General features: G+C 49.8%; 13 protein-coding genes. 7 read left to right on the top strand and 6 right to left on the bottom strand.

The features are described 5' to 3' along the window. A partial coding sequence (locus KYK14_RS19515) for a DNA methyltransferase (RefSeq protein WP_246601946.1) occupies positions 1-1,796 on the bottom strand: 1,796 nt, incomplete at its 3' end. Between the two features lie 733 nt (positions 1,797-2,529). On the opposite strand from KYK14_RS19515, the gene KYK14_RS19510 reads away from it, so the two are divergent. Continuing rightward, on the top strand, positions 2,530-3,078 hold the full coding sequence (locus tag KYK14_RS19510; RefSeq protein ID WP_219161255.1) for a helix-turn-helix transcriptional regulator: 549 nt from the start codon (positions 2,530-2,532) through the stop codon (positions 3,076-3,078). A 4-nt stretch (positions 3,079-3,082) separates the two neighbouring features. On the opposite strand, the gene KYK14_RS19505 is transcribed toward KYK14_RS19510, so the two are convergent. Further along, positions 3,083-3,976 (bottom strand): replication initiation protein, encoded by an 894-nt coding sequence (locus tag KYK14_RS19505; protein WP_219161253.1) that lies wholly within the window; start codon positions 3,974-3,976, stop codon positions 3,083-3,085. 509 nt (positions 3,977-4,485) lie between these two features. Between KYK14_RS19505 and KYK14_RS19500 the strand changes: the two genes are divergently transcribed. The 5 genes from KYK14_RS19500 (at position 4,486) to KYK14_RS19480 (ending at position 8,925) form a co-directional block, all read left to right on the top strand. Then, entirely contained in the window at positions 4,486-4,755 is a 270-nt protein-coding gene (locus KYK14_RS19500) for a hypothetical protein (RefSeq protein ID WP_219161251.1), read from the top strand. 352 nt (positions 4,756-5,107) lie between these two features. Next, the gene (locus tag KYK14_RS19495; RefSeq protein WP_219161248.1) at positions 5,108-5,602 is read left to right on the top strand and encodes a MobC family plasmid mobilization relaxosome protein; all 495 of its coding nucleotides are present in this window, start codon (positions 5,108-5,110) and stop codon (positions 5,600-5,602) included. Continuing rightward, the gene (locus KYK14_RS19490; protein ID WP_219161246.1) at positions 5,596-6,549 is read left to right on the top strand and encodes a relaxase/mobilization nuclease domain-containing protein; all 954 of its coding nucleotides are present in this window, start codon (positions 5,596-5,598) and stop codon (positions 6,547-6,549) included. The genes KYK14_RS19495 and KYK14_RS19490 overlap by 7 nt, the downstream gene beginning before the upstream one ends. Then, entirely contained in the window at positions 6,546-7,130 is a 585-nt protein-coding gene (locus tag KYK14_RS19485; protein WP_219161244.1) for a hypothetical protein, read from the top strand. The genes KYK14_RS19490 and KYK14_RS19485 overlap by 4 nt, the downstream gene beginning before the upstream one ends. A 910-nt stretch (positions 7,131-8,040) precedes the next feature. Next, positions 8,041-8,925, top strand: a complete 885-nt coding sequence (locus KYK14_RS19480) for a nucleotidyl transferase AbiEii/AbiGii toxin family protein (RefSeq protein WP_219161242.1) — start codon at positions 8,041-8,043, stop codon at positions 8,923-8,925. Here KYK14_RS19480 and KYK14_RS19475 read toward each other — a convergent pair. Beyond that, positions 8,912-9,778, bottom strand: coding sequence for a type IV toxin-antitoxin system AbiEi family antitoxin domain-containing protein (locus tag KYK14_RS19475; RefSeq protein ID WP_219161240.1), 867 nt, complete (start codon positions 9,776-9,778; stop codon positions 8,912-8,914). The genes KYK14_RS19480 and KYK14_RS19475 overlap by 14 nt on opposite strands. Before the next feature lie 262 nt (positions 9,779-10,040). Between KYK14_RS19475 and KYK14_RS19470 the strand changes: the two genes are divergently transcribed. Next, positions 10,041-10,733 (top strand): hypothetical protein, encoded by a 693-nt coding sequence (locus KYK14_RS19470; RefSeq protein WP_219161238.1) that lies wholly within the window; start codon positions 10,041-10,043, stop codon positions 10,731-10,733. A gap of 80 nt (positions 10,734-10,813) precedes the next feature. Here the strand turns inward: KYK14_RS19470 and KYK14_RS19465 are convergent, their stop codons facing one another. From KYK14_RS19465 to KYK14_RS19455, 3 genes are all read right to left on the bottom strand, one after another. Continuing rightward, on the bottom strand, positions 10,814-12,073 hold the full coding sequence (locus tag KYK14_RS19465; RefSeq protein WP_219161236.1) for a hypothetical protein: 1,260 nt from the start codon (positions 12,071-12,073) through the stop codon (positions 10,814-10,816). A 395-nt stretch (positions 12,074-12,468) separates the two neighbouring features. Further along, a complete protein-coding gene (locus KYK14_RS19460; RefSeq protein WP_219161233.1) occupies positions 12,469-12,747 on the bottom strand; it encodes a hypothetical protein in 279 nt (92 codons plus the stop codon). A gap of 11 nt (positions 12,748-12,758) precedes the next feature. Then, positions 12,759-13,811, bottom strand: a 1,053-nt coding sequence (locus tag KYK14_RS19455) for a type IIL restriction-modification enzyme MmeI (protein ID WP_219161230.1), incomplete at its 5' end; no start/stop codon positions are given.

Raw genomic sequence — 13,811 nt, 5'->3', positions numbered from 1 at the left:
GGGTAGTCGAACAGGCGGCAGAAAGCCGGAGTACTCAGCCCGAAACCGATGATAACGCAGTACACGGCCGCATTGCCCCGCGCCTCGTTGTTCCAGCGAAAGGTGCGGTGCGCGAAGTGAATCTTCACCCCATACTTGCTCATTAACTCACCCCACAGCGGACTTACTTGCTCGCCTTGGGTGATGGAATTGGTTGATACAAAGGCCGCTTTGACGGTTGTATCCTGCATGTATTGGGCTGCTTTCAGGTACCAGGCGGAAACGAAATCCAGGGAGCGGGCCATCTTGTTGCCGGCAAACAGCCGCTCCATCTGCTCCTTTTGCTCCTTGCTCTGCCAGGCCTGCCCGATAAAGGGAGGATTGCCCAGGATGTAGCTGAGCTGGTCTTTGGGGGCCACGGTTTCCCAATCGGTGGTCAGGGCATTGCCGTGAACAATGCGGGCGGTCCGGGTGAGGGGCAGGCGCAGGTAGAGGTTGCCAAAGGCTTCGGAGAGGCGCAGATTTAGCTGGTGGTCCATGAGCCACATAGCCACTTCGGCAATGCGGGCGGGAAATTCCTCCACCTCAATGCCATACGCCTGGTCAACTTGTACCCGCGCATACAGGGCCAGGTCCACAGTCTGGCCAGTGGCCACTTGGGCAGCAAACAGCCGCTCCAAAATTTCCTGCTCCAGTAAGCGCAGCTCCCGGTAGGTGACCACTAGGAAATTGCCGCAACCACACGAGGGGTCCAGGAAGCGCAGCTTTTCCAGGCGGCGGTGCAGCTGGTCGAGGCGCTGGCGGTTGGTGCCGGCTTGGGCCAGCTCCTGCCGCAGCTCGTCCAGGAACAGGCCCTGAATAACCTTCAAAATGTTGGCTTCGGAGGTATAGTGCGCCCCCAGGTTGCGCCGCTTCACCGGGTCTGTGACAGACTGAAACAGCGACCCGAAAATGGCCGGAGAGATACGCGACCAGTCGAAGTAGGTACAGCGAAGCAGCTGTTCGCGCAGGGCCGCGTCAAAGGCCGGAAACTCAAAAAATTCCGTGAATAGGGAGCCGTTTACATAGGGCAAGGCCTGCAGGTGGGCCGGTAAGTGGCGCTGGCGTTGGTCCGGGGCCTTGTCAAGCACCGAGAACCATTGGGCCAACTGTGCCCCCACATCGGAGCCATCTTCGCGGGTGTGCTCTTCCAGGAAAAGGCGGAAAGCGTCTTTCTCAAATATGGCCGTATCCTCTGCAAACAGGCAAAAGAGGATGCGCACAAGCAGCACTTCCAGCTTGTGGCCGTGGTAGCCGTCGCGCAGCAATGCGTCGTGCAGTTCGCCCATGAGTTCGGCCGCTTTGATATTGGCGGGGTCCTCGTCCTTGTACTGGCGCTTCTGGTAGCCGGTCAGGAAGGAGAACAGGTGCAGATGCTGATGCAGCTCTTCCAGGGGGAAGTCGTAGCTGGTGCCCTCGTCGAGGTCGTAGAGGCGGAAGCGGGCAAAGTCAGAAACCAGGATGTACTTGGGCAGCTCGTGGTCTTTGAGGCCGGGGAAATAGTCCTTCGCCTGCTGCACGGCTTTATCTAGGTCTTTGCCGCGGCTCTTGTGCTCTACCAGCAATGTGCCCTTCCAGAGCAAATCAATAAATCCTTGCTGGCCGGAGAGCTTTTTTACCGGCTCTTCAAACGTGGCCACGCGGCGACGATTCACCCCGAATACGTTGAAAAAATCGCCCCAGAATGCTTTGGCTTCGGCATGTTCGCGGGTTTCTCCTTGCCACTCCTGCGCGAAGCGAATAGCACGGTCTTTTAATTCGGATAAACTTAGCGCCATAGAGGAAGAGTATTCATAAAAAAGAGAATGGGAACAAGGTAAGCAGTCCATAAGCGAACTACTACCCTACCCCTTCAGAAACAGAAACAGCCCGCTATACTAGCGGGCTGTTTCTGTTTAGGCCCAGTCGTAGCGCCCACTGTGGCGAGGCTGATACGGAAAGCTCACGTGTCCCTCGTCGCAACCAGTTAGCACTTGATGCAGTGCATGCCGAGTGCGGGCCCTATGTTGATGCCAGTGGCCACGCAGGAATGTCGGTGCGGGCGAGGTAATCCGATGGTCACGCCGGCAATGGCAGCGCCCCCATTGCCGAGCCGTCCAGGCCCAGCGTTTTTTTGGTTGCTTCATGAATGCGGTTAGGTTGATACCTACCGCTCATGGGATGTGCTGTGAAAACGCTTCATAGGTAAAGAGAAAGAAAGTAATTAGAGATAGATCCACCAGTGTACTGACGTCTAGTAGAGGAGAAGCCTGCGCCCGTCGTAACATGGTTGACGGAGTAACATATTTAGATACAACAAGTTGTGGTATGACTAGTCAAGTGCTGCATTAATGACTAGTCACGTGGTTTTAATGTGACTAGTCAATCGATTTTAGCACGAATGATCTGATTAATCAGAATTATATGATGAATAATGAAAATACGCAGCAATGAATAGTCAGTGCCAACGAAGCAAAATAGGCTTTTAGGGTAGAGAGAAGTATTTTGCTGGCGCTGACTACTCATTCTACCATGAATAATACCTCACTGACTACCCATGAATTTCTGACAATCAAAGAGGCGGCTAAGCGTTTTTGTCGCTCTGAACAGACGATTAGGCGACTAGTCAAACAGCATGCGTTGACTAGTCACGTGCGGACGGAGAAAACCGCAAAGGGAAACACCTATTTAGTCAGTCAGCAATTTCTTACGGAGCAGTATCCTCCGGTTTTAGCAGCAGCGCAGTTGCCAGAATCGGACATGCTAGAGCCACAATTGCCTGCTGTAGTAGTTCCTGATCAGGTAGAGGAGATTGTGCGATTGCAGGCCGCACTTGCCGAACGGGATCAGACCATCCAGAAGTTGCAGCACCGGCTACTGGAACAGAATGATGTCCTAAACGCGCTGACTAGTCAGGTGAATAGTCAGCGGATAGGGCACATTGAGGAGCTTATATTACGTCAGAACGAGCAGCTAGGAGAGTTGCAGAAACGATTGCCAGAGCCAAGCGAGGGACCTCAAGGAGAAGTCGTATCGGAACAGCCAAAAAAGACTTTTTGGCAACGTATATTCGGAAAGTAGGTGTCTATACGCCGAAGATTTTAGCAGTATAAGCTCCTACGTTCTCTAGCTCATTGTTGAGCATTCTTAACTGAATCTTGTGCAGGTGCCTGTTGATGCCGTCAAGCGGATGTAGGGTGAGTACTTTATGCGCTTGGTCTTGGCGTAAGCCGAAGTGCGTCGTCAAGCGCCCGAATACCGCTGCATTTGGGCCTTCATAGGCTACGATTGGTGTGTTAGGCTGATATCGTATCGTAAATTCGATTTGAGCCACGCTACGTCCTCGTTTGATAGGCTGATAGCTAAAAGACAAGTCGGCCTTGCCATTGATCTCTTTTTCCGCTGGATCAAGCGCTGCTTTCTTGAAGTGAGTCCACTTCTCATAACGGTCCTTGCCGGTTTTGGCATCGATAAGGTCTAGGCGTTCCTTCAGTTCCTGTACGTCAATGCGGAAAGTCTTATCCGGCAGGTTCTTGTACATCGAGAACAGCTCGTACAGCCGTTTAGCATACTTACTGTTCAGGGTTAGCGCTGTGTGCAGTTGCAGTGTGGTGAAACGATCCTTCAGTTCCACATATAGCGGCCGGACCTTCTGGCTCAGCTCTAGCTCAATGATCCCTTGGCCTTTGCGGTAAAGAGCTGAAGCTACAAACGTGGCCTGTAGGAAATCGCCATTGGACAGGGTCGTTTCAAAATAGCGCGTGATGAGCTTTTTCGTAGCCCGTTGCATATCGGAAACCTTTACTTCCTCACCGGTCAAAGCCATCAATTCTTTGGCAGACACCTGGTAAACGGTAGTTACCGGATCATCCTTGCGAATGCTAGCCATTACCATGTATAAGATGTTTTTTTCCAGAGCCGTCATCTCGTAACGGGCAATAGTAAGAGCGTTATCCTGCCAGAGAGTTACTGGATTCATACTTGAAATAAAGAGTTAAGGATCAAACCTAATGATAAAAGTTGTATTGCTAAAGTGTAGTACAACTTTTCTTGTACAACTTTCACCGACTTTTTTACAACCTTAATCATTTGCCTACCGACTTTTTTACAACTTTCAAGTGCTTATCCACAGACTTTTTGACAACTTTCACCGACTTTTTTACAACCTATTCCGACTTTTTTACAACTTTAGGTGCTTCAACACGCTGTGATTCAATAGGTTACAAGCCCCTCAAATAACAAGTATTGAAAAAGAATTGTCACAAATATTTGAACGTGCGGACGAGGGGCTTTTAGAAGGATAGTTACCATCCATCGAAAGCAGCCCGTCAACAAGAAAACAAGCAAAGCAAACACGAAGCCTTTCAGCACTGGGTGCGGCACAAAATAGTATTAACGATTTGATAATCAAATACTTAATTATACTGCCTAGGCCTCCAAAAAGGGGCGTTTGACGCGGTTTTCCGCTGTCTACGCGTACTTTGTGCCATGGCTGACCATACTTTCCGCTTAACCAATACCCCGCTGGGCACCGTGCTGGTGAAGTTCTACCAGATCGAGCCCTACAGCGACGAGGCCTTCACAAAGGCTAAGGCCCGGGAGTTCCTGCAGACCACGGTGGGCTCGGGTAATGCCTGGAGCCTGGCGCTCTACCAGGGCCCCATTGCCACCAACCCGGTGCTACCTGAGGCCATTGCCCAGCTGCACGCCCGATGCCCAGAATGCACCGCTGTGCGCATCGAACAGGCTGCCGGATAGGTAGAGACCAAACAGATGCTAGGAGTGGCGTAGAGATCCTAATTGAGCCATAAGTGTACAATTGAACTAGAGCTATTCGCTCTTAGGCTTCCTAGCTTTTCTGCTTTAGGTATGGCATCGACTATTCCCTGATGACAAGGACGACGTTACTAACAGGTTACCAGGATGACAGCCAGTTTTGTACTAAACTAATTTATTTCATAGTGCGGTATATTCTTCCTATTGTTTTTTCTTATCCTCTTTGCTGTATTGCTTCCTCGATAGTTGACTCAGTTGATGACCAGCAGTGACTAGTCATCAACTGAGTCAACTACTCCTATCGATTTGGTACCTTCTAACAAAACATACTACCTTGCCCCTAGACACAACGAGCCCCAGACGACCGCAGACGATTGGGAGCAAGTTGTGTTTTGCGTACCGCAAAACCCGTTCGCCTGCGGCTCACTTCACTTGCCTCTGCCGAGGAAGCCTAGCTCTGATGGAAACACCTTCTTCTCCCCACCGCCCCCGTCGTGGGGGACGTCCCCCGGCCACGGCCGAGCAGAAGCAGACGCACACTGTACCAGTACGGCTGACGGAAGCAGAGCATACGCGGCTGGTCGTGGAGGCAGAGCAGTATCATAAATCCAAGGCGGAGGTGCTGCGGGCCGGGTGGCTGGGAGGCGTGGTTTCGGCGCCCTTACCTCCATTGACCGTGGAGCAGGTCGCGCTCCTGCGGCAGCTGGCTGGCATGGCCAACAACCTCAACCAGGTCACCCGGATGGCGCACACAGCCGGCTATCCCCGGATGGCGGAGGCCATTGCCCAGACCGTGCAGCAAGTCAACCAGATCCTGAACCAATGGTAGCGAAAGTGAGCATCGGCAAGAGCTTCGGGGGCATGTGCCGGTACGTGTTCGATGGAGGCAAGGAGCAGAACCAGGACAAGGGAGCGGTAGTGCTAGCAGCCGAAGGAGTGCGGGCGGAAAGCGCGGCGCAAATGGCACGTGACTTCGAGCGGCAGCGCACGCTGAACCCCCGGTTAGGCCGGGCCGTGTGGCATACGGCGCTGGCCTTCCATCCCCAAGATGCGGCGAAGCTGACGGACGAGAAGCTGGTGGCTATTGCCCAGGAGTATATGCGGCGGGTCGGGCTGTCCGATACACAATATGCGGTGGTGAAGCACCAGGACACGGCGCATCCGCACGTGCACCTGGTGGCAAACCGGGTGAACCACGCGGGGAAGACCATTTCAGACCAGTTCAGCCACGGCCGCAGCCAAGAGGCCGCGCAGCAGATTGCGCAGGCTTACGGGCTGACAGTGGCGAGCGAGAAAGGTCGGGCGGTGAAGGAGCAGCAGGTAGACCAGTTACCGGCTCGGGAGCAGGCGAAGGTGGCCATTCACGCGGCCGTGCGGGCTCAACAACCTCAGGCAATGGATCTGGGAGAGCTAGCCGAGCGGCTCGCGGTGGAAGGAATCCGGATGCAGGTGACCTACCAGAAAGGACAGCCTCAGGCGGTGGTGTTTGCCTTGCACGACTTTCATATCAAAGGCAGCGAAGTCGACCGGGCCTTTAGTGGGCGCAAACTGCACGAAGCGTTGGAAACCCAGCGGCCCGCCCTGACGCAGCAACGGGGTCAGGAAGCAAAAATGGCTCAGGAGCTGCAAGGCCTGAGCGATCAACTGAGAGCAAAAGAACTAAACGAGGGACTCGCTGGCCTAGGGGCGGCCCTTGCCAAGCAGCAACAGCAACAAGAATCTCTATCTCCTTCTCTATCACCTAAACAACGCCCCCATTCGGGCTTAGAACTATGAGTGAACTAGCCCTTCTTGTTCAACGCTTAACTTCTATTGACCAGCAACTGCAGGAACTCAGCGCCCGCCAACTGCCGGCGACAGCCCAGCAAGTGCAGTCGATCCTGGAAACGGCCCGCAACGGCATCACGGTCCAAACGAATCCGGAGCGATTAGCGCAGTTATTAGCTCCTTCGCTGCTGGGCCAGATGCCGAGCAATGAGGCGGTGGCCACGGCGACGCAACGGGGAGTCAAGGCCATTGAGGCAGCTGGCCAGCAAGCAGCAGCGGGTATCGAACATGCGGCAGCCCGCGTACCGCGCAGTATTCGGGTGGACAACGAGGTGTTGGGCTTTACGGGCTTCAAGTCCTTCGGTATCTTCTCCGGGCTGCTCCTCCTAGTACTTCTATTCGCTGGTTTCGGCTGGCGCGGCCGGGGTGAAGCGGAAGCCCAGGTAGAGCAGTTCCAGCAGCAGGTAGCGGCACAAGCGAAAGCGGAGAAGGAATACCAAGAAATTTTCGAGTGGTCTGAGCGTAAAGAGGGTAGGTTTCGAAAGGATTATCCGAAGCTAGCCGCTAAGTATTTTCCTGTTGTTAAGTGATAAACTAGAATATCAACTTAAAAAAGGCACTGACTTAAATCCACACCAATAATCATCTACAAAACACGGCCCCAGGATAATCCTTATTATAAGGATTATCCTGGGGCCGTGTTTTGTAGATGATTGTTACGCTTTTTGGATGAGCTGCCAAGTAACGGCGCGGTCGTTATACGGAGGCATGCGATTTCCTTTAGCAATAGGTGCGGTAGTGGAAGGCGTTCCAACTACTTTCCATACACCACTTTCAGGGCAAATTTGACCAGTTGTAGCTGTCATGTTACTAATGAGGTTGGTGAATAAACAAAAGCTTATACTAATAAAGTTAACACATGGTTGGGTGTAAGTAGATATAATATTTTCAATTAGTTAAAAAGTTGATTGATGAACTTCAGTTGCTGTGAATTTGTACTATATTATAGTATATGTCATCCTAAACTCCTTTAATATGAACAAGAAAACTACCTCCTCTGGTGTTGCAACTCGTGCTTCACAAACTCTCACCAGTTCCAATGCCTCAGCTACTGCTAAAACGCTAGCTGCATCCGCGCTCTCTCAGGTAAACCGAGGGAACCAAACAGGCGCTGCAACGGAAGATCTAGCTGCCCGTGTGTTGGCTAGTCCCAAATACAGCGAACAAACAAAGGAATTTGCTGCCTCTGTCTTGGCACAGTCGAACAAAGCTCGCTAGAACTACCATTCGATTGCTGAGACAACACGTAATGAAAAAGACCTCCTTGGCTTGGGAGGTCTTTTTTTATTATTGGCGGTGCCGTTAAGTAAATAAGGAAGAACCTTTACTGCGCCAGGCAACGGATCTTACCCTCTTTGTTTAATAACGCTCAAGGAGTAAAAAACAGACTAGCTACTTAGCTTTAGGAAGTTTTCTTCCAGCTACATAGCAGTATTCCAGATGGATATAGAAGTTGTCAATAACATTAAGCGCTTAGCTATTATTGCATTAGCCTCAGATGATGAGCTAGTTGAGACGATTGTGCTGAAAGGCGGCAACGCTATCGATCTGACGTACGAAGGAAGCGAGACGCGCTTTTCCAGGCCATCCTATGATCTGGATTTTTCAATTGAGGCGGGCGATTTTGCCGAAGACCTAGAGGTCATTAGTGCCCGGATTGAGAAAACACTGCAGCAAACCTATCAGGAGCACGGCTACGAGTTGATCGACTACAAGTTTGTGATCAAGCCTAAAGTACCGCCCCAAAAAACGGCTGATTTCTGGGGCGGCTACCTGGTGCAATTCAAAGTAGTTCCCCAGGCCGCCTACCAGCAGAATACCGGTAACGACCGTAAGCAGCGGATGGCAGCTGTTGCCGTGAAGCCGAATTTGTCTTCCGTCTTTGAGATTGAATTCAGCAAGTATGAGTACGTGGGGCAGAAAGCGCAAATAAGCGTCGACAACTACACCGTCTATGTGTACACCCCGGAAATGATTGTCTTCGAGAAGGTGCGGGCACTGTGTCAGCAGCTACCCCAGTATGCCGAGGTAATTCCGTCGCACTCACCCCGTGCCCGGGCACGGGACTTCTATGATATCTACTTTATCATGGAAGATAAGGAGATTGACGTGCTGGATCCGGCTAATATTGAGCTGCTAAAACACATCTTCGCGTCGAAGAAAGTGCCGGTAGAATTTATCGCAGAGATCAAGAACAACAAGTCCATCCACCGCGATAACTGGGAAAGCGTCAAGGATACGGTGGCGCCTACGGAGGAACTACGGGACTTTGATTTCTACTTCAATTACGTCGTAGATGCTTACGAACAGATTATAGGCCTTTAGGAAAATAGAGGCGCCACTGCGGAGAGTAGTCCTTTTCCTCTATCTCATAGGTCAGGTAAAAATCAAACTCCTTGGGCCGGGCGCGCAGTTCCTCCAGCTTCTTACCAGAGTAACCGGCGCGTTCCAAATAGAAGCCGACGGCTTGGTGATAGGGATAGATGAAGTTCAGGCTGTCCAGCGTCGCGACGAGCTTATTTACCGAGATCTTACCTAGCGCATTGCGGTAGCTTTCCAGCACGGAGGAAACACCACCGGCATAGTTAGGCCGCACGGTAATGTCAATTAGGGTGCGCTCCATGTTGGTGACCGGAACGGTGTCCATTGTATGCACGCCCAAGCGGTTGCTATACGCCCCATTCAGGACCAGGAAAGTGTATTCCTTGTAGCGTGCACTAGCGCCCGTGCGGCGCTGGGGTCTTGCAAAAGCCGCGTCAATGGCTGCTTGGGTGAGCGTACGATCCGCCAGCGGCCTTTTGCTTTGCTCGAAGGTAATGTAGACCGTCTTGGGAACCTGGTTAGTCAGGTTGTTGAGCCACACCGCCGAGTAGTGAGAGAGATACGACTTAGAGATAAGGGAAGTGGCTACCTGGAAAACAGATACATCCTCCGTCGTGTACAGTTTTTTTGACTTGACATAGCCGTCAAAAATTACCTCCGTTAGGTACAGAACCTCCTTCTTAAGGAGCTGATCAATGAACTTCTCACTGGTCGTGCTTTGGGCTAGATTCCAATTGGTACGCTGCTCCTCGAAGATAGAAGCTAATTGGGTCTTGGAGAACGCTTTACGAGAACTTTGCTTGAAAAATGCCCGAATGCGGGCCTCCGCAATTACGAACCTCGATTTGCCTGCCATGAGAATTGACTAGCTGGAAGGCCAGGAAGTATATATACTTCCTGGCAAGTTAGGATAATAAACTGTAAAAATCAAGTTTCTCACAGTTTCTGATGCATTTATAAACGGTTTTATCTAATAATTGTATATATGCTAAGTATATATACTTAGCATACGTAAAGTTATGATTTTTTGTTCAACAAGTCAACTATCGGATATTAGAAGCTTGAGATTCCGCCACTTAATGTTAGTGTAGTAGAACAAAAACAAGTGTAACAAGCTGATGAGCAGATACTACCGAGACCAGCCAAAGCCACCCATCAAGTCCAGCAAAATACTTCATAGCTTATCTGTTGCCCGGCCGGGCCTAGCCAAGCTCCAAGGAAAAGGGAAACCCTATGACCCGCTGATTGAGGTTATTCTTACGATTGGCCCAGACGACAAGACGCCGGCCAGCAAAACATTGCAAGAGCAGTTTGGTATCACGGCAGGAAAACTTCGGAAGTGGCTAGAGGACCTTCACCAGGACTTTATCAAAGCAATTTCTGCTGACGCGGACGTGCTCCAGTATACCAACGTCGAGCATATGCTGCATGTGCGGGGTCGACGGGAAAACGTCAGCTTTCTATGTCGGCTGCCGATCATTCCTCGCATCGGAGAAGGAATTGAACTCTGGTTTCTGATGGGTGAAACCGGAGAGGGTGCCTACTATGTCGAGGACGTGCGTTATGAGCTGAGTGACGATAAGATGCTGGTCAGTGTTAGCATACGGCCCGGTTACTTTGACGCGTACTTCTGGCAGCTACGGGCTCGAGCTAAATTTGAAGGTAAGCTGCCCTATGAGCTAGAAGACGAAATGGGCGAGTATCGCACCCGGGACTACCTACGCAAGCTTTATGCACCTGCACCTGCCCCCCAAGCTTACGTGCCAGCTCCTGTTACTACAACACCAAAGCGTCGGGGGCGATGGGGGTAAAATGAATAGATAAGAAAACAAATTTCGCAGTATGTTATGTAATAAAAACGCCCAATGCTAGATAGCATTGGGCGTTTTTATTATTTCCTTTCTATTAGTGATTCGTACAATTTTGTTCTCCAGAAATTTCTTGAAATAACATCATCATGCTCAAAGAGATCTTCCACTTCTCTTAATAGCTCAAATAACTTGAATGTGTTATCAACATTTATACTAGTTAATTTTTTTACAATTTCAGCTTTGTGTATTTTGAATTCAGGCTTTCTAGAATTGCTTATTTTGTCGCTTATAAAGCGCTTTACATCATCTGGATTCTTAATTTCGGATATTTTTTTTGCGTCTTCACTTACTTGTGAAATGAAGAAATCAATCAGTTTAGGTAGATTTTTAGTCTTCTCGAAGATGCTATCAACTTTGCCCCTGTGAGCAAAAGTAAGAAGATCAATAGGGTAGTTATTGTCCTCTGTCTTTAAACCTCTAGGTCGTATATATATTTCACTAAATTTTTCATTGTCCTCAAATTTTAACTTAAAGACTCCATTGAATGAAACCGAATTTCTCTTCACTTCGTCATTTTCTAATATCAAATTAAATGACAGGGATAGATTCTTATTCACTTTAACTTGATTTCTCATGCTAAAGGATATGTATAATTCCGAGTCATCAACAACATAATTGTCGATATATACTTCGTTTTTTGAGTCCTCTGCATACCTTCCTAAGGCCACTAAAGCCACGAAAACAGAGAAGTTTATTCCAAAGTCCCGGTAGTCCTTACTGGACGTAATGGCTCTTATGTAAAAAGTGTTGTCATCAAGCTTGTATACTAACCTTAAATTTTTTTCTTCAACGTTATCTATATTTTTAGATTTCAAATATTCCTTTATTGTATCAATGAGTTTATCGAAGTCTTTGTCCCTGCAATAGTTGGCAAATTTGCTAAAATTATAATAATCCAAAAGATCATTCTTTGCTGAATATCTGGTTTCAGCAACTAATAGATCTGACTTGTTTTTTGACAGGATAAAATTATCAGATATAGAAAATATCTCAAATATTGCTTTTTCTTTTTCTAATATCTTTTGCAGATTTATATCTTTTATTTTTGTGATTATATCAATTTTTTCACATTGATTATCTAGCTTATGTATGGACTCCAAAAGGAATTTGGCATTTCCTATCTTAAGGACTTCTGTTTCCTGTTCGCTTATTTTAAAGACTCTTGTCAAATCTTCTTTAAATTCATCTCTTTTATCTAAAATTCTAGATAATTGATTTGTGGTTACAAAGGTGCTAGATTCAAAATCCTTGAATTGCTTTGCTTCCTTCTCTAGTATCATGTTGTGCGTCTATTAAAAGAATTTGAAAAATTAAGAATTTATGTTGGAGCAGATTTTATGAGAACAGGTACTTCAAGCACAATGCAGAGCATTACTAGCCCTGCTCTATTCGAGATAGAGGATTATAGCGTTGAAGAAGCGAGAGGCGAAGGGTAGATTGAGATCCAGCTATGTTTACTGAGGCTAGATGGATAGGCACCCTAAATTACTTAATTTGTAGGTAACTAGTATTGTGGAGTATAGATATAGTACAAGTATAAGTAACAAGAGAAGTCACGCTAGAAAACCGGCATTATTCCGAGGGTGGTCCGAGAAGCTACATTATGTTAAGGGACAAAACCAGGATGGTGGCCGCACTTTTTGCACTTCCCCACTGCCCTCTAAATCCTATCTAACTAGCCTACCAGCGGAGCTGGCAGGGCCGGTACGAAGTCGTCAAAGACCTCGTAGCTGATGATGTGGTAGCGGCGGGCGTAGGCTCGCAGGTGCACGGCAATAATCCGTTCCCTAGTGGCCCGTTCAGAGCCGGGCGTGTACTCGATTACCAACATGCGCTTCTCGGCCTCCTGAGCCAGCAGGAAGTGGCACGGAATAGCTTGCTGTTCGGCCTCGGTGAGCTGAACCGCATTTTCGGGCTTCAAGACGACGAGTTCTAGGTAGATTTTTTGCCGCATAGGGGCCAATACTAGGCAACAGACTTAGGTTTACGCTTCGGTTTAGATGCAGCGCCAACGTCCTCCAAAAGTGGCTCCGTTAGGCGGCGATATTCGCCAAAGAGGTATTCCAGCCGGCTTAGCTCCGTGGGGAACGCGGCCGAGCGGTAGCACTGGTCCACGGCCCGGTCAAGCTGCTGATGGGCTTTCACCAGGGCCGGAGGCATCGACAGCTGGCCGTAGAGGGTAGCTAGGCTTTCGTCGGAGAACTGCACCCTTATGGCCAGTACCTGCGCTGCTGCTGCTTCTACCGCTGCTATTTGCTTAGGGCTAGGCGAAGTAGGGAAGGGAAAGTTGTTGTAAACCAGATTGTTGCCATAGTTAATATCAGATTTTAACCGGCCACAAATGAGCTTTACCCATGTCATGTGCATGATGGAAGTGAGCACCCCGAATAGGTAGGGAGTTGCTTCCGGTACAATCTGTAACTTATTGCTAGGCACCACGTCAGGGCCAAGAAAGGCGATGGGAATGTAGGTGCGGTTCTCGGAGGATACTTCGGGCAACGCCAAGAAGTTCGTGGTGGGCTGCCCGTCTTGCCGGAACAGGGTAGGGAATTGGGCAAAGGCCCGCGTAGAGGATGCGGGGCTATCCAATCGGGTTTGGCGTACTGCCTCCACCCGCGCCGCGACTAGGGGCATAGCTTTTAGCTCGCTAGGGCTGGCCTCTTTCAGCCAGAGGCACCACCGGGCCTCATTGTGCAGGAACTCCCGTGCGCCCAGGTAGCGCCGAATGAATTTAAGGGCCAGCGGCTCCTTGGCCACAAGCTCCGCTTTTTCCTCATCGGAAAGGATGAAGTGGCCCCCATCGGTAGGCATACTACCCCGCGCCATTACGGGCACCGGGCTAAGTGGGCGGCTGCGGTTGGCCACGAGTACATCGGGGCCATCGACCAGGTACGCATTGATGGTTTTGGCGCGGACTTCCTGCGGGGCACTCTTGGGGGTGGGGTAGTCGAACAGGCGGCAGAAAGCCGGAGTACTCAGCCCGAAACCGATGATAACGCAGTACACGGCCGCATTGCC

Source organism: Hymenobacter profundi, from assembly GCF_019334315.1.
GTDB lineage: Bacteria > Bacteroidota > Bacteroidia > Cytophagales > Hymenobacteraceae > Hymenobacter > Hymenobacter profundi.
Note: the sequence above shows the minus strand (reverse complement) of the source record. Positions and strands in the feature narration are given on the sequence as shown.

What these genes read in the sequence shown, in the direction of transcription:
- KYK14_RS19510 (WP_219161255.1), top strand. Translation starts at nt 2,530, where the DNA reads ATGAATAATACCTCACTGACTACCCATGAATTTCTGACAATCAAAGAG.
- KYK14_RS19505 (WP_219161253.1), bottom strand. Translation starts at nt 3,976, where the DNA reads ATGAATCCAGTAACTCTCTGGCAGGATAACGCTCTTACTATTGCCCGT.
- KYK14_RS19500 (WP_219161251.1), top strand. Translation starts at nt 4,486, where the DNA reads ATGGCTGACCATACTTTCCGCTTAACCAATACCCCGCTGGGCACCGTG.
- KYK14_RS19490 (WP_219161246.1), top strand. Translation starts at nt 5,596, where the DNA reads ATGGTAGCGAAAGTGAGCATCGGCAAGAGCTTCGGGGGCATGTGCCGG.
- KYK14_RS19485 (WP_219161244.1), top strand. Translation starts at nt 6,546, where the DNA reads ATGAGTGAACTAGCCCTTCTTGTTCAACGCTTAACTTCTATTGACCAG.
- KYK14_RS19480 (WP_219161242.1), top strand. Translation starts at nt 8,041, where the DNA reads ATGGATATAGAAGTTGTCAATAACATTAAGCGCTTAGCTATTATTGCA.
- KYK14_RS19475 (WP_219161240.1), bottom strand. Translation starts at nt 9,778, where the DNA reads ATGGCAGGCAAATCGAGGTTCGTAATTGCGGAGGCCCGCATTCGGGCA.
- KYK14_RS19470 (WP_219161238.1), top strand. Translation starts at nt 10,041, where the DNA reads ATGAGCAGATACTACCGAGACCAGCCAAAGCCACCCATCAAGTCCAGC.
- KYK14_RS19465 (WP_219161236.1), bottom strand. Translation starts at nt 12,073, where the DNA reads ATGATACTAGAGAAGGAAGCAAAGCAATTCAAGGATTTTGAATCTAGC.
- KYK14_RS19460 (WP_219161233.1), bottom strand. Translation starts at nt 12,747, where the DNA reads ATGCGGCAAAAAATCTACCTAGAACTCGTCGTCTTGAAGCCCGAAAAT.